The sequence below is a fragment of the Micromonospora sp. WMMA1923 genome, assembly GCF_049179195.1.
Taxonomy (GTDB): Bacteria; Actinomycetota; Actinomycetes; order Mycobacteriales; family Micromonosporaceae; genus Micromonospora; species Micromonospora yangpuensis.
This window is the reverse complement of record NZ_JBMHLZ010000001.1, coordinates 2,373,976-2,392,964: the sequence shown is the minus strand read 5'-3', so window position 1 is coordinate 2,392,964 and position 18,989 is coordinate 2,373,976. Positions and strand designations below refer to the sequence as shown.

16 protein-coding genes are annotated in these 18,989 nt (G+C 71.8%); 1 reads left to right on the top strand and 15 read right to left on the bottom strand.

The window, feature by feature from the left end:
* Nucleotides 1-10 precede the first annotated feature (10 nt).
* From ACN28G_RS10690 to ACN28G_RS10650, 9 genes are all read right to left on the bottom strand, one after another.
* On the bottom strand, nt 11-988 hold the full coding sequence (locus ACN28G_RS10690; RefSeq protein ID WP_091438133.1) for an FAD binding domain-containing protein: 978 nt from the start codon (nt 986-988) through the stop codon (nt 11-13).
* The gene (locus tag ACN28G_RS10685; RefSeq protein ID WP_229688380.1) at nt 988-1,449 is read right to left on the bottom strand and encodes a (2Fe-2S)-binding protein; all 462 of its coding nucleotides are present in this window, start codon (nt 1,447-1,449) and stop codon (nt 988-990) included. The genes ACN28G_RS10690 and ACN28G_RS10685 overlap by 1 nt, the downstream gene beginning before the upstream one ends.
* Nucleotides 1,450-1,709: 260 nt before the next feature.
* Nucleotides 1,710-2,477 carry a MerR family transcriptional regulator gene (locus tag ACN28G_RS10680; protein WP_139135678.1) on the bottom strand — a complete coding sequence of 256 codons (768 nt, stop codon included), beginning with the start codon at nt 2,475-2,477 and terminating at the stop codon, nt 1,710-1,712.
* Nucleotides 2,470-3,846 (bottom strand): MFS transporter, encoded by a 1,377-nt coding sequence (locus tag ACN28G_RS10675; RefSeq protein WP_421479008.1) that lies wholly within the window; start codon nt 3,844-3,846, stop codon nt 2,470-2,472. Before ACN28G_RS10675 ends, ACN28G_RS10680 begins: the two co-directional genes overlap by 8 nt.
* A gap of 682 nt (nt 3,847-4,528) precedes the next feature.
* The gene (locus ACN28G_RS10670; RefSeq protein ID WP_421479007.1) at nt 4,529-5,131 is read right to left on the bottom strand and encodes a cysteine hydrolase family protein; all 603 of its coding nucleotides are present in this window, start codon (nt 5,129-5,131) and stop codon (nt 4,529-4,531) included.
* Entirely contained in the window at nt 5,101-7,014 is a 1,914-nt protein-coding gene (locus tag ACN28G_RS10665) for a dipeptide ABC transporter ATP-binding protein (protein WP_421479006.1), read from the bottom strand. Before ACN28G_RS10665 ends, ACN28G_RS10670 begins: the two co-directional genes overlap by 31 nt.
* Entirely contained in the window at nt 7,001-7,918 is a 918-nt protein-coding gene (locus ACN28G_RS10660) for an ABC transporter permease (RefSeq protein ID WP_091438111.1), read from the bottom strand. The genes ACN28G_RS10665 and ACN28G_RS10660 overlap by 14 nt, the downstream gene beginning before the upstream one ends.
* Nucleotides 7,915-8,844, bottom strand: a complete 930-nt coding sequence (locus tag ACN28G_RS10655; RefSeq protein ID WP_091438108.1) for an ABC transporter permease — start codon at nt 8,842-8,844, stop codon at nt 7,915-7,917. Before ACN28G_RS10655 ends, ACN28G_RS10660 begins: the two co-directional genes overlap by 4 nt.
* A 13-nt stretch (nt 8,845-8,857) precedes the next feature.
* Nucleotides 8,858-10,294 (bottom strand): ABC transporter substrate-binding protein, encoded by a 1,437-nt coding sequence (locus ACN28G_RS10650; RefSeq protein WP_175440545.1) that lies wholly within the window; start codon nt 10,292-10,294, stop codon nt 8,858-8,860.
* Between the two features lie 337 nt (nt 10,295-10,631).
* Between ACN28G_RS10650 and ACN28G_RS10645 the strand changes: the two genes are divergently transcribed.
* A complete protein-coding gene (locus ACN28G_RS10645) occupies nt 10,632-11,816 on the top strand; it encodes an MFS transporter (RefSeq protein ID WP_421479005.1) in 1,185 nt (394 codons plus the stop codon).
* Nucleotides 11,817-11,843: 27 nt separating this feature from the next.
* Here ACN28G_RS10645 and ACN28G_RS10640 read toward each other — a convergent pair whose 3' ends face one another.
* The 6 genes from ACN28G_RS10640 to ACN28G_RS10615 form a co-directional block, all read right to left on the bottom strand.
* A complete protein-coding gene (locus tag ACN28G_RS10640; RefSeq protein WP_421479004.1) occupies nt 11,844-12,704 on the bottom strand; it encodes an amidohydrolase family protein in 861 nt (286 codons plus the stop codon).
* A 34-nt stretch (nt 12,705-12,738) separates the two neighbouring features.
* On the bottom strand, nt 12,739-14,121 hold the full coding sequence (locus ACN28G_RS10635; protein WP_421479003.1) for a phenylacetate--CoA ligase family protein: 1,383 nt from the start codon (nt 14,119-14,121) through the stop codon (nt 12,739-12,741).
* A 42-nt stretch (nt 14,122-14,163) separates the two neighbouring features.
* Nucleotides 14,164-14,961, bottom strand: coding sequence for an IclR family transcriptional regulator (locus ACN28G_RS10630; RefSeq protein WP_229688357.1), 798 nt, complete (start codon nt 14,959-14,961; stop codon nt 14,164-14,166).
* An 83-nt stretch (nt 14,962-15,044) separates the two neighbouring features.
* On the bottom strand, nt 15,045-16,541 hold the full coding sequence (locus tag ACN28G_RS10625; protein ID WP_421479002.1) for an MmgE/PrpD family protein: 1,497 nt from the start codon (nt 16,539-16,541) through the stop codon (nt 15,045-15,047).
* Nucleotides 16,538-17,380: a cyclase family protein gene (locus ACN28G_RS10620; protein ID WP_091438088.1), complete on the bottom strand. Its 843-nt coding sequence runs from the start codon at nt 17,378-17,380 to the stop codon at nt 16,538-16,540. The genes ACN28G_RS10625 and ACN28G_RS10620 overlap by 4 nt, the downstream gene beginning before the upstream one ends.
* The gene (locus ACN28G_RS10615; protein WP_091438084.1) at nt 17,377-18,594 is read right to left on the bottom strand and encodes a CaiB/BaiF CoA transferase family protein; all 1,218 of its coding nucleotides are present in this window, start codon (nt 18,592-18,594) and stop codon (nt 17,377-17,379) included. Before ACN28G_RS10615 ends, ACN28G_RS10620 begins: the two co-directional genes overlap by 4 nt.
* Between the last annotated feature and the right edge of the window lie 395 nt (nt 18,595-18,989).

The following is an 18,989-nucleotide window of genomic DNA, read 5'->3' as shown; positions in this document are numbered from 1 at the left end:
GGTGTGTGGTTCATCGGCGCTCCGTCAGCACGGTGAGGGCCCGGACCAGCGTCCGTCGCAGCAGCGCGGGCTTGAACCCGTTGTACGACAGCGGCCGGGCGCCGTCCGCGGCGGTGCGGACCGCCGCCTCGAAGACGTCGGCGGTGGCCGGTCGGCCGGCCAGGGCGTCTTCGACCGCCGGCAGCCGCCAGGGTCGGGTGCCGACCCCACCGGCGGCGATGCGGGCCTGCTTGATGGTGCGGCCCCGCCACTCGACGGCGACAGCCGCCGAGGTGAGGGCGAACTCGTACGACTGCCGGTCGCGGATCTTGAGGTAGAGGGAGTTCGCCGCCCACCTCGAGCGGGGGACCGTGATGCCGGTGATCAGCTCGCCCGGACGCAGCACGTTCTCGACGTGGGGTGTGCTGCCGGGCAGGGCGTAGAACGTGTCGAGTGGCACCGTACGGGCACCCTGGCGGGTGGCCAGGTGCACGTCGGTGCCGAGGGCTACCAACGCGACGGCCAGGTCACTGGGATGGGTCGCCACACAGGCGTCGCTGGTGCCGAGGATGGCATGCGTACGGTTGATGCCGGTCAGCGCCGAGCAACCACTGCCGGGCTCCCGTTTGTTGCAACCGGTGGTGACGTCACGGAAGTAGCCGCACCGGGTGCGCTGCAACAGGTTCCCGCCGATGCTCGCCATGTTGCGAAGCTGGGCGGACGCGCTCAGCTCCAACGCCTGGGCGATCACCGGATAGTCCCGCCGCACATCGCGGTCGGCGGCGACATCGCTCATCCGGTCGAGCGCGCCGATGTGCAGCCCGTCCCGGTCGAGCCTGATGCCCCGCAGCGGAAGCCGGTTGATGTCCACGACCCGGGCCGGCGCCACCACGTCGAGCTTCATCAGGTCCACGAGGGTCGTGCCGCCAGCCAGGAAGGCCGTGTCCGCACCGGCGTGCGCGACGGCCTCGCGGACGGAGCGCGGCCGGCTGAAGGTGTACGCCCGCATCAGCGCATCACCTGCTGCGCGTCGCGGATCGCGTCCACGATGCCCGGATAACAACTGCACCGACAGATGTTGCCCGACATCCGCTCGCGGATCTCGTCGTCGGAGCGGGCACGGCCCTCCTGGACCATGCCGACCGCCGACATGATCTGTCCCGACGTGCAGAAGCCGCACTGGAGTGCGTCGCGCTCGATGAACGCCTGCTGCATCGGGTGCAGTCGATCACCGTGGGCCAGGCCCTCGATCGTGGTGACCGCCCGCTCGTCGACCGTGGCCGCCAGCGTCAGGCAGGACAGCACCCGCCGACCGTCGACGTGCACGGTGCACGCCCCGCACTGACCACGGTCACAGCCCTTCTTCGTGCCGGTGAGCCCCCACTCCTCGCGCAGTGTGTCGAGCAGCGTGGCACGCGGGTCCACCTGTGCCGCGACCGCCGTGCCGTTGACCTCGGCCTGGACGGTCACGAGTTCGACGCTGCCCTTCGGGGCCGCCGGCGCGGCCTGCGCCCCACCTGGCAGCAGCGGTATCGCCAACGCGGCGGCACCGCCACCCAGGACGCTCCGGCGGGCCACGCCTGATCGGCCCTGGCCATCGTCGTCGTGTGGATTCATCGGTTCTCCCCGGATAGACGTCGAACGGGGGTGCCCCATCACCCTGACCGCACCGGGAGACGGCAGCCAGGGTCTGTCGATCCGAGGTTGGGACGACAGTCGCGAGCGCAGGGCTACGTCCGGTCCTCCGACACCGGCGTGTCGAGGACTGCCGCGATACTCGTGAGGGCGTGCCGCTGTTGCTCGTTCAGGACGTCCGTCGTGTACTCGTCGACCAGGCCCGCCGCCCCGTTCAGGTCGTGCAGCACCGATCCGTCGGCGAGTTCGTCGAGCAGCGGCCGGACGGTTGCCACGAAGCTGTCGACGAACGCGGTCACCTCCGGCTCGGTGCTGTCCGGCCCGAGCCGGTCGAACCGTCTGGCGAGGTCGACCACCGCCGGCGCGGCCGTGGAGGTGCTGATCCGCTGGTAGAAGCGTTCGAGGTGCGGCATCCCGTCGACGCCGACCAGGTGCGCCAGCAGCACCGACTGGTCCCGGTCGAGCCTGGCGAGGTGCGGCGACAGCCCGGCGGTGGCGAAGACCGCGAGGAACGGGGCCAACTCCGGGGGCAGGTCCGGGGCCGCGTTCTGGGCACGCAGCCGCAGGACGAGATCGCGTTGTGCGGTCAGCCGGTCGATCTGCCCGGTCAGCTCGGCGGCCAGAACCTCCAGCAGCTCTCCCCCGTCCACCGCCGCGTCGTCGAGCAGGGCCGGCATCCGTTCCAGTGGTATCCCGACCGAAGCCAGGCGCTTGATCCGGACGACCCGGATCAGGTCGTGCACGTCGTAGCTGCGGTAGCCGTTACTGCCCCGCTCGGGCTCGGCGAGGACGCCTACCTGGTGGTAGTGGCGCAACGCCCGGACGGTGACCCCGGCGAGTCGCGCCAGCTCCCCGCTACGCACCTGCCACCACCACCTTCGCCCCGTCGCCGGCCGGTGCCGGTTCGGGTTCGAGATTACGCAGCGAGCGCGCGAACAGGCCGCGGACGAACGCGACGAGCCACACCCCGGTCAGCGCGACCGCGGCGACCCGCACGCCCGCGTACTCGGTGACCACGGCCGCGGCGACGATCCCGATCGCCGGCGCGGCGGTCACCAGAGCGTTCTGGGTACCCATGATCCGTCCCCGCAGCTTCTCGGGAATCCGCTCGATCATCAGTACGCCGATCAGGCTGCCGAAGAGTCCGCTGGCCAACCCGACGACGAACGCGCCGCCGAACACCACCCAGACCGAGGAGAGCGCGCCGATGAGCCCGAAGCCGAGTGTGCTGCCGAGCAGCCCGGCGAGGAACCAGACGCGTCGCCGGCCCCGGGTGCCGACGGTCGCGTACAGCGCGCCGCCGACGAGCATGCCGGCGGCGAGGGCGGTGAGCACGAAGCCGAGCAGGCCGGGCCGGTCGGCGAGAGTGAAGTAGACCGGCAGGATCAGCCCCTGCAGGCCGGCAAGCACGATCACCGACGCGAAGCTGAGCGTCGTCGCGACGGTCAGGAACCGGCTGCGGAACAGCACCCGCCAGCCGTCACGCAACTGCCCCCAGCCGGTCCCGGCCGACACCACCGCCGCCCCGTCCCTATCCGCCGCCGCCCGGTCGGTGGTCGCCGCCGCCCCGTTGGTGGTCGCCGCTGCTCCGTCGGTCGCCGCCGCGCCATGCGTGGCCGCCGCCCCGTCGGTGCTCGTCGCCGCGCCTTCGGTGGTGGCGATGGCACCTACGTGGTGGGGAATCAGCAGGGTCAGCAGGGCCGCCGCCAGCGAGGTCGCCGCGGTGATCCACAGTACGGTGGCGCCGTCGAACAGCACCATGAGCGTCCCGGCGGCGGCCGGGCCGAGCAGCAGCGCGACCGCGCCCAGGGCCTCCCGGAGGCCGATCAGCCGCTCCGGGGTGACGCCACTGTGCCGCACGACGGCGGGCAGCAGGGTCTCCCGGGCCGTCATGCCGGGTACGTCGCCCAGCGAGCCGATGATCCCGAACAGGATGAACCACCCCAGGCTCAGCCCCGAGATCATGTCGATCACCGGCAGCGCGGCGATCGCCCCCGCCGACACCAGATCGGTCACCACCGACGAGGTACGCCTGTTGATCCGGTCGATCACCACACCCATCAGCAGGCCGGCCAGCACCGCCGGGACGGCGGTCGCCCCGGCGACGATGCCGGTGCCGAGGACGCTGCCGGTGACCTGCAACACGATCAGCGGCAGGGCCACCCCCGCGATCGAGTTGCCGAGCAGGGAGAGCAGGTACGACGCCAGATACGCGCCGGGAATGAGCCTCATGCCCCCCAGTCAGAATCATGACGTAGGGGCGGGGTCAAGTCGGCCGCTGCCCGCCTCCGTCCGCCGATGACCGGCGCCCCGCGCCCCGCGCCCCGCGCCCCGCGCCCAGCGCCCAGCGCCCAGCGCCCAGCGCCCAGCGCCCAGCGCCCAGCCATGATCGACTCGGTTGGGCTGATCTGGCGGTATCAACCGACCCCGGACCCCGCCATTTCTCCCCAACCGAGTCGATCAACGCACCTCGACCGGAAACCCGGCGACCCGGCGGCCGTCAGCCCGACAGAATGCCCTCATTGCCGGATTCGGCAGCGGCGATCAGGCTCTGCGCCCACTCGACGCCGGTGAGCAGGGTCCGGAGTTCACCGGTGACGTCCTCGGCGGTGGACACAGGGCAGTGGACACAGGGCAGTGGACACGGGGCAGTGGACACGGGGCAGTGGACACAGGGCGGGTGGACACGGGGTGCTTCGCACGGCCGGACCGATGGTGAGCGCGGAAGGTGAGACGTACCCGTTTTCAGCTGGGATCGCTGAGGTGCTCCTGCCCGGCCCACCACGCTGTGGGCCGGGCAGGAAGCGTGCGGCACGCAGGCAGGAAGCCTGCGACGGGCCGGGCAGGAAGCGTGCGGCACGCCGGCAGGAAGCGTGTGGCCCGCCGGGCAGGAAGCGTCCGGTCGGCCCCGGCGTCAGGGCTGGCCGAGCAGTTCGGCTGACGGGCAGACGGTGCCGACGGCGTGCGCCAGGGTGGCCAGGGTGGCCTGTTGCACGGCCGCCGCCGACAGTTCGAAGCCCTCCTTGGTCACCGCCAGCGCGGCGGTCAGGTCGGCCGGCACCACCACCTCCAGGTCCCGGGCACGGGCGTCCTGGGCGGTGGCCTGCACGCAGATGTTGGTGGTGACGCCGGCCAGGATCACCCGGCGGGTGCCGGCGGTGCGCAGTACCACCTCCAGGTCGGTGCCGTAGAAGGCCGACTGGCGGGGCTTGACCACCCGTACCTCGTCGTCGCGGGCGCCGAGATCGGGGTCGAGCTCGGCGGCGGGGCCCTGGAACAGGTCGGGCATCGCCACCCCGTAGGCGGCCTCGGTGGCGGTGCCCATCGACACCCCGGGGCGTTGTTCCCGGGTGACCCAGACGACCGGGACGCGCCGGGTCCGGGCGGCCTCGGCGAACCGGGCGATCCGCTGGACCAGCGCCGGACCGTCCGGCACCGCCAGCGGCCCCTGACAGTTGACGTACTTGCGTTGCACGTCGATGACGATCAGGGTGTCGCCGGCACCGAGGGTTCGCACGGCTGCTCCTTCCGGTCGGGTCGGGGCTCCGCGCGGTTGAGGTAGCGGCCGAGGTCGGTCTCCGGGTCGAGCACCGCGTCGAGCAACTGCCGGGTGTACGCCGCGGCGGGCCGCTGGTAGATCGATTCAACCTCGTCGATCTCGACGATCTGGCCGTTGGACATTACCGCCACCCGGTCGGAGATGTAGGCTACCGCCGCCAGGTCGTGGCCGATGAACAGGTAGGTCAGGCCGAGCCGCTGCTGCAGGTCGCGCAGCAGGTTGAGGATCTGGGCCTGGATGGACAGGTCCAGGGCGGCCACCGGCTCGTCCAGCACCAGCAGGGCCGGTTCCAGGCTGAGCGCGCGGGCGATGGCGACCCGCTGGGCCTGGCCGCCGGAGAGCTGGTGCGGGTACCGGCCGGCGTACTCCGCGTCCAGACCGACCAGGTCGAGCAGCTCGGTGACCCGCTTCCGCCGGGCGGCCCGGTCGCCCATCTTGTGTACCAGCAGTGGTTCGTCGACGATCTGGCCGATGGTCATCCGGGGGTCCATCGAGGAGAACGGGTCCTGGAAGACCACCTGGAGGTTGCGGCGTACCGAGCGCATCGCCTTGCCGGAGAGGCGGGCGATGTCCACCCCGTCGATGCTGACCCGGCCGGCGGTCGGGGTGGTCAACCCGGCCATGATCATGGCGGTGGTGGACTTGCCGGAGCCGGACTCACCGACCAGGCCGAGGGTGGTGCCCTTGGCGATGGTGAACGAGATGTCGTCGACGGCCCGCAGGGTGCGGGCCTTGCGGCCGGAGCCCAACGGGTACTCCTTGACCAGGTTCTCCACCGTCACGAACACGTCGGTGTCCTCGGCGGTGCCGGCGGCCAGCGGTTCGCCGCCGTCGCGCCAGTAACCGAGGTCGCCGTCGGCGGTGAGGCGTTCGGTCCAGTGGCACGCGGCCACCTGCCCGGAGCCGGTCGGGCGCAGCAGGGGCAGCTCGGTGGCGCACTCGTCGGTGGCGAACCGGCAGCGGGGGTGGAAGGAGCAGCCGGTCGGGGTCCGCGCGGCGTTCGGCGGGCTGCCGGGGATCGCGGTCAGGGCCGAGCGCAGGGTACGCAGCCGGGGCAGCGAGCCCAGCAGTGCCGCCGTGTACGGGTGGCCGGGGTCGTGCAGCACCTGCTCGGCGGTGCCGTACTCGACGACCCGGCCGGCGTACATGACGGCGACCCGGTCGGCGACGGCGGCGGCGACCCCGATGTCGTGGGTGATCAGCACGACGCCCATGGAGAGCCGGTCGCGCAGTTCGGCCATGGTCTCCAGGACCGCGCCCCGGACGCTGGTGTCCAGCGCGGTGGTCGGCTCGTCGGCCAGGAACAGCGGTGGTTCCAGGGCGATCGCCATCGCGATCATGATGCGTTGCCGCATGCCGCCGGAGAGTTCGTGCGGGTACTGCTTGGCGCGCCGGGGCGGGTCGTCGATGCGGACCTGGGCGAGCAGCTCCACCGCCCGCTCCCAGGCGTCGCTGGCCGAGGCGCCCCGGTGCACCCGGAGGATCTCGGCGATCTGGTCGCCGACGGTGAAGCTCGGGTCGAGCGAGCTCATCGGGTCCTGGAAGACCATGCCGTAGTTCTCCGCGCAGAACCGGCGCAGCTCCTCGCCGCGCAGGCCCAGCACGTCGCGGCCCTGGAACCGGACCCGGCCGGCGGTGCGCCCGGTCTTGGGCAGCAGCCCGGCGATGGCGTGCAGGGACACGCTCTTGCCGGAGCCGGACTCGCCGAGCACCACCAGGGTCTCCCCCTGGTGCAGCGACCAGGTGGCGCCCCGGACGGCGTGCACCGTCCCGTTGGGGGTGTCGAAGGCGACGTCGAGCCCGTCGACCTCCAGCAGTGGTACGGCGTCAGCGCCGGCCATGCGGATCCCACCTCTCACTCATCCAGTCGCCGACGATGTTGACGCTCAACACCACCAGGGTGATCGCCACGCCGGGCACCAGCGGAATCCACCAGGCGGTGTCGAGGTAGCCACGGCTGGCGCTGAGCATCTGGCCCCAGGTGGCGGTGGGTGGTGGCACGCCGAGGCCGAGGAAGCTCAGCGACGACTCGATGACGATGGCGCGGGCCACCACGAAGGTCCAGACCACGATCAGCGGGCCGGCGATGTTGGGCAGCACGTGCCGGGCCAGGATGCCCGTGCCCCGGCGGCCGATGGCCACCGCCGCCCGGAAGTAGTCGGTGGAGACCACGTGCAGGGTCTTGGCGTGTGCGAGCCGGGTGAAGGGCACCCATTCCCAGAACACCAGGATGGTGATCAGCACCGGCAGGGTGGCGCCGAAGACGGCCACCACCGACAGCGCCACGATCAGGAACGGGAAGGCGGTGAGCACGTCGACCAGGCGCATGATGACCGCCTCCAGCACCCCCCGGTAGTAGCCGGCGAGGATGCCGAGGATGGTGCCGAGCAGGCCGGCCAGGGTGGCCGCGACGAAGCCGACCATGAAGCTGACCCGGCCGCCGTAGATGGCACGGCTGAGCAGGTCCCGGCCCAGTTCGTCGGTGCCGAGCAGGTGTTCGCCGCCGCCGCCGAACAGCGACGGCTCGGCAAGCCGGTTGAGCAGGTTCTGTTCGGTGGGGTCGAAGGGGGCCACCGCCGGGGCGAAGATGGCGGCGAGCACCCCGACGACCAGGAAGCCCAGGGCGAACCGGCTGCCGAGGAACCGGGGCAGTCGCCGACGGCGGGGTGCCTTCTTCGGGGCCGGTACGGCCTCGGCGGCCGGTTCGCCGGGCCCCGGGGGCGTGACGATCAGCGGAGTGGTCATTTGGCCACCAGTTGCGACTTGAGGCGGGGGTCGACCACCTGGTACAGCAGGTCGACTATGAAGTTGATCAGCACGACGAGCACCCCGATGACGAAGACGCCCGCCTGCAGGACCGGGTAGTCGCGGGCGGCTACCGACTCGACCATCAGCCGGCCCAGGCCGGGCCAGGAGAAGACCGACTCGACCACCACCGACCCGGCGATGAACTGCCCCAGCTCCAGCCCGACCAGGCTGAGCATCGGCACGGTCACGTTGCGCAGGATGTGCCGGTAGCGGATCCGCCGGTTGCTGTAGCCCAGCGAGTTCGCCGTCCGGACGTAGCCCTTGCTCAGCTCCTCCAGGGTGTACGCCTGCACCAGGCGCATCTGCCGGGCGCAGATGAAGGCGGAGAGGGTGACCGCCGGCAGGACCAGACTGGCCACCCCCTCCCCACCGAAGCTGGGCAGCACGCCCAGGCTGACCGAGAAGACCATGATCAGCAGGATGCCGAGGACGAAGCTGGGGATGCTCTGCCCGAGGATGGCGAACCCGTTGACCGCCCGGCCGAGGAACCCGTCGCGGTGCACCGCACCGAGCACCCCGGCCGGTACGCCGATGCCGACCGCGATCACCATCGCGAGGATGGTCAGCAGCGCCGAGGCCGGCAACCGGTCCAGCACCAGCCCCATCGCGGAGCTGCGGTACTGGTAGGAGTCGCCGAAGTCGAGCACCAACAGGTCACCGAGGAAGCGCACGTACTGGAGCAGGATCGGATCGTCGAGTCCGAGGTTGCTCCGGATCGCGGCCAGGGTCTCGGGGTCCGCGTCGGTGCCGGCGATGGCCGCCACCGGGTCCCCGGAGACCCGCACCAGGAAGAACACCAGGCTCGAGATTCCGAGGATGACCAGCAGCAGTTGCAGCAGGCGCTGTCGCAGTAGCTTCGTCACGGTCGGCTCCGCCCTAGCCCCGGCTCCGGGTGATGAGCTCCCAGGCCGGGTTGCCCGCCTGGTCCACCTTGAACTCCTGGATGTTCGGTCCGCTGGCCCAGATGTCCGGCAGGGTCATCACCGCGACCTGCGGCACGTCCTCCCGGAAGATCTTCGACAGCTCGCAGGCCGCCTGCTGCCGTTCCGGGGTGCCCTCCTCGGCCGAGCGCAGCTTGGTGAACCACTCGTCGTACTGCGGGTTGGCGTACTCGATGTTGTGCGGCGTGTAGTCGCTGACCAGCCGCTCCAGCTGCACCGAGGCGTCCACGAACGGCGAGCTGCTCATGCCCCAGGCGAAGATGTCGGCGCGCGGGGTGCGGTTGTAGTAGACGTCGAGGTAGTTGGAGAACTCCATCGGCACGATCTCCACCGAGTCGACCGCGTCCAGCTTGCCGATCATGTCGCCGATGGCCTGGGCCAGCAGCGAGTCGTTGAGGATGAAGCCCTGGGAGGTCTGGAACTTCAGCTTCAGCCCGGAGACCCCGGCCTCGGTCATCAGCTGGTTGGCGGCGGCCAGGTCGAACGGCCAGCGCTTGACCTCCTCGCAGTAGCCGGACATGAACTGCGGGGCCAGTTGTCCCTCGCCGACCAGGCCCTTGCCGCCCATCACGCCCTGCACCAGACCGTCGAGGTCCAGGGACATGGCGATGGCCTGGCGGACCCGCTTGTCGTTGAGCGGCCCGTTCTCGGTGTAGAGGTCCAGGGTGTAGGTCCGGGGCTCGACCGCGTCGTAGATCTTCATGTTGTTCGACTGCAGCGAGTTGATGGCGTCGATCGGGACCTTGCTGATGATGTCCACGTCGCCGGAGCGCAGCGCGGCGACCCGGGCGGCGTCCTCGGCGATCACCTTGAAGGTGATCTTCGCGGGCTTCGGCTCGCCGTGCGCCGAGTTGGGGTTGGGCACCAGGACGAGTTCCTGGCCGGGCACGAACTTCTCCACCATGAAGGCCCCGGTGCCGATGGGCGCGACGTTGAACGCCTTCGCCCCCATCTCCTGGTGCATCTTGGGCGGCACGATCGGCATCGCGCCGAGCAGCCGGGGCAGGATCGCCTCGGGCACGTCCATCGTCATCCGGACGGTGTCGTCGCCGACGGCGGTGACCGTCTTGATGATGCTGAGCTTGCCGCGGACACCCGACTCGTTCTTCGGGTCGAGCATGAACTCGGTGGAGTAGATCACCGCGGCGACGTCCACCGGCTCGCCGTTGGGGAACTTGAGATCCGGGCGCAGCTTGAAGTCCCAGGTCAGGTCGTCGACCCGGGTCCAGGACTCGGCGACGCCGGGAACGATCTCGGCACCCTCGTCGGTGGTGTCGACGCGGGTCAGCAACGACCAGACCGGGTACGTGTAGTAGGAGCGGGGCGGGGAGGTGGCCGAGAACGCGTCGAGGTCGGGGTTGATGACTCCCACCCCGACCACGATCTCCGCGCCCGCCTCGCCGGGGGCGGAATCGGGCTCGTTATCCCCGTTGGACGAACTACAGGCAGTGACCAAAAGGGCCATCACTCCGACCAACGCAGGCACCCGCAGGGCCCTGAGCCGGCCGAGAACTCCCGTTTTCGGACTCATCCCGGGACCTCTCTTCCAAGAGATTTGAGGCTGTGCGATCCGCCAAGCGGAACAGCGTTTCTGCACACTAAGCGCGGCTCGCCGGGAGTGTCAACGGCCCTGAGGTGCCGTTATGGACTCGTGAGCAGCCCATGCGGTACGTTCAGCGAAACGCCGTTCCGCTGAATGGATCGATTTCGTGTCATCTCGACCACCCGGCACCGGCGCCCTGCTCGCCGTGACCGCGCTCTCCGCGGTCGGTTCCTCCGGCTACGGAATGCTCGCCCCGGCGATGGCCGAACTGGCCGCCGCCTACCAGGTCGACGAGGCCGCCGTCGGACTGCTCCAGGGCGTCATCGCGGTACCCGGGATCGCCCTGACCGTGCTGCTGGGGGGCCTCTCCGACCGGGTCGGCCGGGGCCGGATGGCACTGTTCTGCCTGCTGCTGTTCGTCTGCGCGGGCACCGCCTGCGCGCTTGTCGACTCGTTCGGCGTCGCGGTCGCCCTGCGGGTGGTGCAGGGGATCGGCTTCGCCGGCCTGCTGACCATCCCGCCCACGGTGATCGCCGAGACCTTCACCGGCGCCGGCCGGCAACGGGCCCTGGCGGTGAACACCCTGGTCCTGACCACCGCCAGCACCCTCGGGCCGGTGGTCGGCGGGTTCGTGGCCAGCCTCGGCGACCCACGCAACGCGTTCTGGACCTACGCCGTCGGGATCCTGCTGGTCCCCTCGACCATCCGGGTGCTCGGCCTGGCCCCCGGCCAGGCCACCACCCGGGGCGGCTCCCCACGCGTCCTGCCGGACCTGCGCCGGCAGGGCACCCTCGGCACCGCCCTCGGCGCCCTCTGCCTGACCACGGTCACCATCGTGCTGATGTCGGGCACCACCGCCGCCGTGCTCCCGCTGGCCCTGGAACGGGTGTTCGAGGTGCCACTGGCCGCCCGGGGCGTCTTCGTCGGCCTCGGCAACATCGGCAGCCTGGCCGCCTCGGCGATGCTGGCGGTGCTGGCCGGCCGGCTCGCCGACCGGCACACCGCCCTGGCCGGCCTGGGCCTCTGCGCCGCCGCCCTGCTGCTGGCCGCCGCCGCGCCCGCGCTCTGGGTGGTGGTGCTCAGCACCCTGCTGCTCGGGGTCGGGGTGGGCTGCGCCTACAACGCCGCGCTGCACCACGTCTCCCGGCAGCAGATCACCGGCCGGGGGGCGCTGATCGGCGCCTGGTCGGCCTCGTCCCGCCTCGGCCAGGCCACCGGCCCGGTGATCGGTGCGGTGCTGGTCGGCGCGGTCGGGCCGATGGCCGCCTTCGGCGTCAGCGGAATCGCCGCCGCCGCCATGGTGGCCGCGCTCGCCACCGCCGCCTACCTGACCACCCGCCGCCGGGCCTGAGCCCACCGGCGACCAGACGTGCGTCGGTCAGGTGGTCGGCAGGTCGTACAGGCGCAGCGCGTTGTCGCGCAGCACCGCCGCCGCCGACTCCGCGCGCAACCCCAGCTCGGCGAACTCCCGCATGGCCCGCTCCGGGTCGATCACCGGGTAGTCGGTGCCGAAGAGCACCTTCTCCCGGCCGAAGGTGTTCATGAAGTGCACGAGCGTCTCCGGCCAGTGCTTCGGCGCGTACGCGTCGACCCCGATGTAGACGTTCGGGTGCTTGTAGGCGACCGCGATCATCTCCTCGGTCCACGGCCAGCCGATGTGGATCCCCACCAGCTTCAACTCGGGGAACTCGCAGGCCACCGTGTCCAGGGTGATCGGGCGGCCCACGCTACGCAGCGGCCGGGCGTCGTCGTAGCGCAGGCAGTGGCCCACCTGCAGCTGGATCGGGATGTCCAGCTCGGCGCACTTGGCGTAGATCGGGTAGTACCGCCGGTGGTCCGGCGGCAGGCCGAACCAGTGCGGGTAGGAGTGCGCCCCGACGAAGCCGTACTCGGTGACCGCCCGTTCCAGGTGCCGCAGCTCGGCCATGCCGGCGGTCGGGTCCAGCCCGACCAGGCCGCTGAACCGGTCCGGGTGCGCGGCCACCATCTCGGCGACCACCTCGATCTGCAGGTGGAAGCTGTTGACGTCGGTGACCGGGCCGAGCTTCGCGGCGATCAGGAACGACCGCTCGATGCCGGCCCGGTCCATCTTCGCCAGGTAGTCCTCGGTGGTGACGCCGGGCAGCCGGTCCCCCGCCCCGATCTTGCGACCGAGGAAGTCCTTGCTCCAGCCCGGGCGGGCGGCCACGATCTCGGGGGTGTACGGGTTGACGACCACGTCTATCGCGCCTGTGGGCACTTGAGTCTCCTTCGGGTGCTGCGCGGAAGCCGGCTCAGCCGGTCGGGCGCCGGTCGATGAGCCGGCGGGGTTTGGCGTCGGCCGCCGGGTCGTAGATCTCGTCGGCGGCGGCCACCCGTACCTGCGGGGTCAGGTGGGCCAGCTCGCGGATGCGCTCGCGCACCGCCGAGGCCACCGGGTCCGGGTCGGCCCCGGCGACCGGGGCGAACTCCACCAGGATGCCGTCACCGGAGAACGTGTCACCCGGCTGACGGTGGTCGAGGATCACCCGGTACTCCGCGACGCCGGGCAGGTCCACCAGCGCGTCGCCGAGCACCCCGAGGTTGACCAGGGTGCCGTTGACCTTGACCAGGTCCTTGGTCCGCACCGGCTGGGAGACGATCCGCTCGGCGGTACGCCCACAGGACGGGCAGGTCTGCCGGGTGAGCGCCACCAGGTCGCCGACGGCGTACCGCAGGAAGGCGGTGCCCCGGGCCCGCAGGTGGCTGATCAGCAGCAGCCCGGTCTCCCCGTCGGGCAGCGGCTGGTGGGTGACCGGATCGACCACCGCCAGGTGCACCAGCTCCGGGGTCGGGTTGTGCCAGCCGTGCCCGTCCGCGCAGGCGATCATGCTCCAGCCCTCGGTGGAGCCGTACCGGTTGGCCACCCTCGCCTGCGGCGCGCCTACCGCCGACAACCGGGCCCGCAGGTCGTCCAGGCCGGCGTCGCTGGTCGCCTCCCCGGTGACGAAACACCACCGTACGCTGGGCAGCCGCAGCTGCCGTTCGGCGGCGCGGATGAGCACCCGGCGGACGAAGCCGGCCACCCCCCAGAGCACCGTGGCCCGGTGCGCGAGCACCAGGTCGATCGCCTCGTCCAACCGCCGGTGCACCGGCCACGCCGCACTGCCCCGGCCGGTGTGGCCCTGGAAGATGCTGGCCCCGACGGCCGCCGCCGTCCGGTCGGCCCGGATCCGCGCCCCCATCGGGAACGGCGTCAGCGGGAACAGGTTGGCGATCACGTCGGTGCTCTCCAGCCCCAGCATCCGGGCACAGCGCCGGGCGTGCAGCAGGTACGCCCAGTCGTCGCTGGTGGTGATGTAGAGCGGGGCGGGCGCGCCGCTGGTGGTGCCGGTGGTGTAGATCAGGTACGCCAGGGTCCGTTCCTCCACCGGCAGCCGGTCCGGCGGGGCCAACCGGAACGCCTCCGGGTCGGCCAGGAAGTCCTGCTTGCCGGTGACCGGCAGCCGGTCCAGGTCGGCCACGCCCCGCACCTGCCCCGGGTCGCCACCGGCGAGGACCTGCCGGTAGTAGGGATGGTGCCGGGCGAGCAGCTGGACCTGCTCGGCGACGAGCGGATCACGAAGCCGTTGGACCTCGGCGGGATCCGCGTAGAGCAACGAGTCGCCCGAGAGGTCGAGCGTGGAGTGCACCGGCACCGACGATCCCTTCCCGGGGGCCCTCGCCCCCGTGCTACGGCCTCACCGCCCGATCGGCGGCGCCGTCCCGTTCTCCCGGTGACCCAGCTGGGCCGAGAGCTTGCGTACCGCCTCCAGCAGCGCCTGCGCGGCGGCGTCGATCTTCGGCTCGAAGCGCTTGAGCGGCCCGCAGACGCTCACCGCGGCGATCGGCGTACCCCGGTGGTCGAAGACCGGGGCGGCCACCGACGCGGCGTCCTCCTGCCGCTCGCCCAGCGAGCGGGCGTAGCCCCGTTCCCGGACCAGCCGCAGCTCCGTGCGCAGCTCGTCGGGGTCGGTGATGGTGCTCGGGGTACGCCGCTGCAGCGGCCCGCTGGACAGGTACGCCTCCTGCTCGTCGGGGTCGAGGAAGGCCAGCAGCGCCTTGGACGACGAGCCCGCGTGCAGCGGGTAGGGGTGGCCCAGCTGCACCGACATCCGGATGTCGGTCGACGGGGTCTCCTGGTCGATGTAGACCCGGGTCCAGCCGCTGCGGATGGAGAGCGTGGAGGTCTCCTGGGTGGCCGCCACCAGCTCGTGCAGGATCGGCTGGGCCAGCCGGCGTACGTCGATGCCGTCCAGGTAGGTCAGGCCGAGCTTCAACGCCGCCGGGCCCAGGGCGTACCGGCGGGTCTGTGCCTCGATCTGGATGAAGTCCTTCTCCAGCAGGGTCGACAGGATCCGGTGCACCACCGCCTTGGACAACCCGAGCGCCTTGGAGATCTCGGTGACCCCGAGGGTCGACTCGTTGCGCTCGGTGAAGAGCGTCAGCACGTCCATCGCCCGACCCACGGTGAGAATCGTCTTGCTGGTGTCGCTCACTGGAAGCCCCTCCACGACCGGATCCGACCCGCGTCCTCGCGGGCGCGGCGCACGGAATCGTACGCTCGCACCGTAGTCGTTCCTCATCGTGGAACACCGTCGGCGGCGGTCAGCGCGCCGAGAAGGTCGTCGATACTGGGTGCGTCGGGCAGCGCCCGGGCGGCCGCGGCGATCGCCTCGACCCGCTCGGCCGGCAGCACCCGGGCGGCGTTGTCCCGGAACTTGCCGGCCACCTCGTCGTCGGAGAGCGGCCGCTCGGAACCGCCCCGGTTGGCCAGCACCGCCTCCTCCAGCCAGGTGCCGTCGTGGGTGCGTACCCGCAGCACCGCCGGGAACTGGTTCGGGAAGATCGCGTCGCAGCGCGCGTCGGCGACCACGGTGACCCGTCCCATCAGCTCCCGGCGCACCGGGTCACGGGCCAGCTCGTCGGTGAAGTCGTCCAGGCCGAGCCCCAGCCCACCACCGCCGAGCAGCGCCGCCGCGATGGTGTACGGGCCGGAGAACTGCGCCTGGTACCCGGTCTCCGGGGCCTGCTTGACCGCCAGCGGCTCACCGATGGTGCGGACCGTCGCGGTGGGCACCCCGAGTTCCACGGCGGCCACGTCGGCCGCCCGCAGGCCGCGTTCGCGCAACGCGATCGCCGCGTCGATGCCGGCGTGGGTGAAGTGGTTCGCCGGGTACGGCTTGAAGAAGATCCCCGGCACCTCCCAGCGTCGACCAAGCCCCTCGGTCACCGCCTCGGCGTCGAACTCGCCACCGAGGAACGCCTGGAACAGCCCGAACCGGCCCTCCAACAGGGTTTCCGGCCCGGTGAACCCGCGCTGGGCCAACTGCGCGGCCCAGACCCCGGCGTGCGCGGCCCAGCCGCAGTGCATCCGCTTGACCGTACCGCCGGTGCGGTTGCCCTCGATGATCCCGGAGGCCATGCTCGCCGCGATGCCCAGCGCGTGCAGGATCCCGTCGGCGTCCAGCCGGTACAGCTTCGCGGCGGCGGCGGCCGAGCCGAGCGCCCCGCACAGCGAGGTGGCGTGCTGACCCCGCTCGAAGTACCTGTTGACGCCGGAGGCCCGGTCGTAGCCGGCCATCCCCACCCGGACACAGATCTCCAGGCCGACCGCGATCGCCGCGGTGACCTGCGCGCCGTCCGCGTCGACCTCGTCGCCGGCGGCGAGCGCGGCCGGCACCACGCTGGCGCTGGGGTGCAGCACCGACGGCAGGTGGGTGTCGTCGTAGTCCAGCGAGTGGGCCAGCACGCCGTGCACCAGGGCCGCCTCGCTGGCCGGCACCCGACCGGTCAGCCCGATCGCCCGCGCCGCCGGCCGGCCGCCGCGCTCACGGGCCAGCTCGATCACCGCGGCGCTGGTCGGCAGGCTGGTGGCCGCGACCGCGATGCCGAGGATGTCCAGTACGCGTTGCGCCACGCTGCGGGTCACCGCCTCGGGCAGGGGTCGCCCGCCCGGTCCGTACGCCGCGGCGAACTCGGCAAGCTGCCGCCCGAGCGTCGCGGCCGACTGGTCCGGGGTGTGCTGCCCGGTGGCCGTGGCCTGCCCGGTGGCCGGCTGGTTCTGGGTGGCGGTCACGCGCCGACCACCGCGAGCGGGCGGACCGGGCTGCCGGTGGCGCCGACAATGGCCAGGTGGGCCAGGATCAGGGTGAACTCGTGCACCTCGGCGGCGGCCAGCTCCTCCAGGGCCATCGCCTCGATCAGGTTGATCCCGTGCTCGACCAGCAGCACCCGGTGGGCCGGCAGCAGGGCGTGCCCCGCCCCCGCGCTGAGCCGCTCGAAGGCGATGGTGTCCGCACCGGCCAGCCGGGCCCGCTGGGCGGCGATCCACTGTGCGCCGGCCTCGCCGACCCCGGGTACCCCGGTGTGGTGGCCGATGTAGGCGTCCCGGTCGTCGTAGCGGCTGCCCCACCCGGAGCGGATCAGCACCACGTCGCCCGGTCGTACCGGGGTGCCCTGCCGCTCGACGGCCCGGTCCAGGTCGGCCGGGGTGATCTCGTAGGCCGGTTCGAGCGTCGCCACGCCGAGCGCCGCCGGCACGTCCAGCAGCACCGCCCGCCCCACCAGCGGGGGCAGCTGGTCGATCGCGCCGGAGTCGAACCGGCCGCCGGTCTGGGCCTGCTTCGCGTCGCCACCGCCGTGCAGCCGGTCGTCGACCGCGACGTGGGCCAGCGCGTCGATGTGGGTGCCCACGTGGGTGCCCATCGAGATCAGGTCGTTGGCGGCGGACATCCCGTCGGCCCGGTAGCTGTCGCCGTGCCGGCGCGGCAGGGTGTGCCAGAACGGCGGGTGGTTCGGCGACTGGGGCATCCCGATCCGCAGCGGCCGGCCCAGGTCGAACACCCGCACTCCGGCCAGGACGGCGTCGAGCAGCAGGTCACCCCCGCGCTCGGCCAGCACTGTCTCCACGGTCATCGCACAACTCCCCGCTGTCGAAGTTCGGCCAACCGGTCCGCGTCGAGGCCCAGCTCGTCGCCGAGCACCTCGTCGGTGTCGGCCCCGATCGGCCGGCCGGTGAAACGGATCTCGCCGGGGGTGCCGGCCATCCGGTACAGCACGTTCTGCATCCGGATGCTGCCCAGCTCCGGGTCGTCGACCTTCGTGATCATGTCCAGGGCGCGTACCTGCGGGTCGTCGAGCAGCTCGTCCGGGGCGTACACCGGGGCCACCGCCGCGCCGGCCGCCGCGAAGGCGTCGGAGACCTCGTCCCGGGTACGCGCGCCGATCCAGTCGGCCACATAGGAGTCGAGCTGGTCGGCGTGGGCGGCCCGGCCGCCGCCGGTGGCGAACCACGGCTCGGCGATCACCTCGGGATGCCCGACCAGCGTCATGACCCGCTCGGCGATCGAGGTCGCCGAGGTGGAGATGGCCACCCACCGGTCGTCGCTGGTGCGGTAGGTGTTGCGGGGGGCGTTGTTCAGCGACCGGTTGCCGGTACGCTGCTGGACCACCCCGAGCTGGTCGACGTAGATGACGCTCGGGCCGACCGCCGTCATGATCGGTTCCAGGATGTCGAGGTCGATCTCCTGCCCGCGACCGTCGCCGGTGGCCCGGGCGTAGAGCGCCATCATCACCGCCGACGCGCCGGTGATCCCGGCGATCGAGTCGGCCAGGCCGAACGCGGGCAGCGTCGGCGGGCCGTCCGGCTCACCGGTCAGGTGGGCGAAGCCACTCATCGACTCGGCGAGGGTGCCGAACCCGGGCCGGGCCGCGTACGGCCCGGTCTGGCCGAACCCGGTGACCCGCAGCAGCACCAGGCCCGGGTTCAGCTCCCGCAGCCGCTCCGGGCCCAGGCCCCACTTCTCCAGCGTGCCGGGGCGGAAGTTCTCCACCACCACGTCGGCGGTACGCACCAGCTCACGGAAGACGTCCTGCCCCTCGGCGTCACCGAGGTACAGCCCGACGGTGCGCTTGTTGCGGCTGATCATCTTCCACCACAGGCCGACGCCGTCCTTGGCCAAACCGTGGCCCCGCATGCCGTCGCCGTGCCGCGGATGCTCGATCTTGATCACGTCGGCACCGAAGTCGCCGAGGATCTGGCAGGTCATCGGACCAGCCAGGATCGTCGACACGTCGAGGACGCGGATACCGTCGAGCACCCGTCGGCTGCGTGACTCCTGCCCGCCCACTCGATCCCACTCTCGTCACGTTCACCGACCGGAGGAGCCGGCGGCCTGTTCCGTTGATAGGAACGGCGTTCCTGCACCGTACCCACCCACGCGCCAACTGGTCAAGAAACCCCGATCCACCAGGCGAACCCCCGTTCCACCCCGGGGTAAGGAAGGGCCCCCTGTTAACGCATTCGGTCGAGAGGGTCACCCCTCTCACAGGAGCCGGCGCTCAGTGCGCGGGGCAGTCGGCGCAACTGGGACAGGCCGGGTCCCTGATGGGCTTGACGAAGATCGGGCCGCCAGGCAACAGGAAAGCGCGCAAGGCCCGGGAAACGCCCGGGACGCCGGACCGAGGGGCGCAAGGACAGCCGGACCGAAGAGCACACGAGCGAAGGGGCACAACGGCGCAGGGG

Excerpts from the sequence above, each read along its gene's own strand:
- ACN28G_RS10675 (WP_421479008.1), bottom strand. The coding sequence starts at position 3,846 with ATGAGGCTCATTCCCGGCGCGTATCTGGCGTCGTACCTGCTCTCCCTG.
- ACN28G_RS10690 (WP_091438133.1), bottom strand. The coding sequence starts at position 988 with ATGCGGGCGTACACCTTCAGCCGGCCGCGCTCCGTCCGCGAGGCCGTC.
- ACN28G_RS10665 (WP_421479006.1), bottom strand. The coding sequence starts at position 7,014 with ATGGCCGGCGCTGACGCCGTACCACTGCTGGAGGTCGACGGGCTCGAC.
- ACN28G_RS10660 (WP_091438111.1), bottom strand. The coding sequence starts at position 7,918 with ATGACCACTCCGCTGATCGTCACGCCCCCGGGGCCCGGCGAACCGGCC.
- ACN28G_RS10620 (WP_091438088.1), bottom strand. The coding sequence starts at position 17,380 with ATGACCGTGGAGACAGTGCTGGCCGAGCGCGGGGGTGACCTGCTGCTC.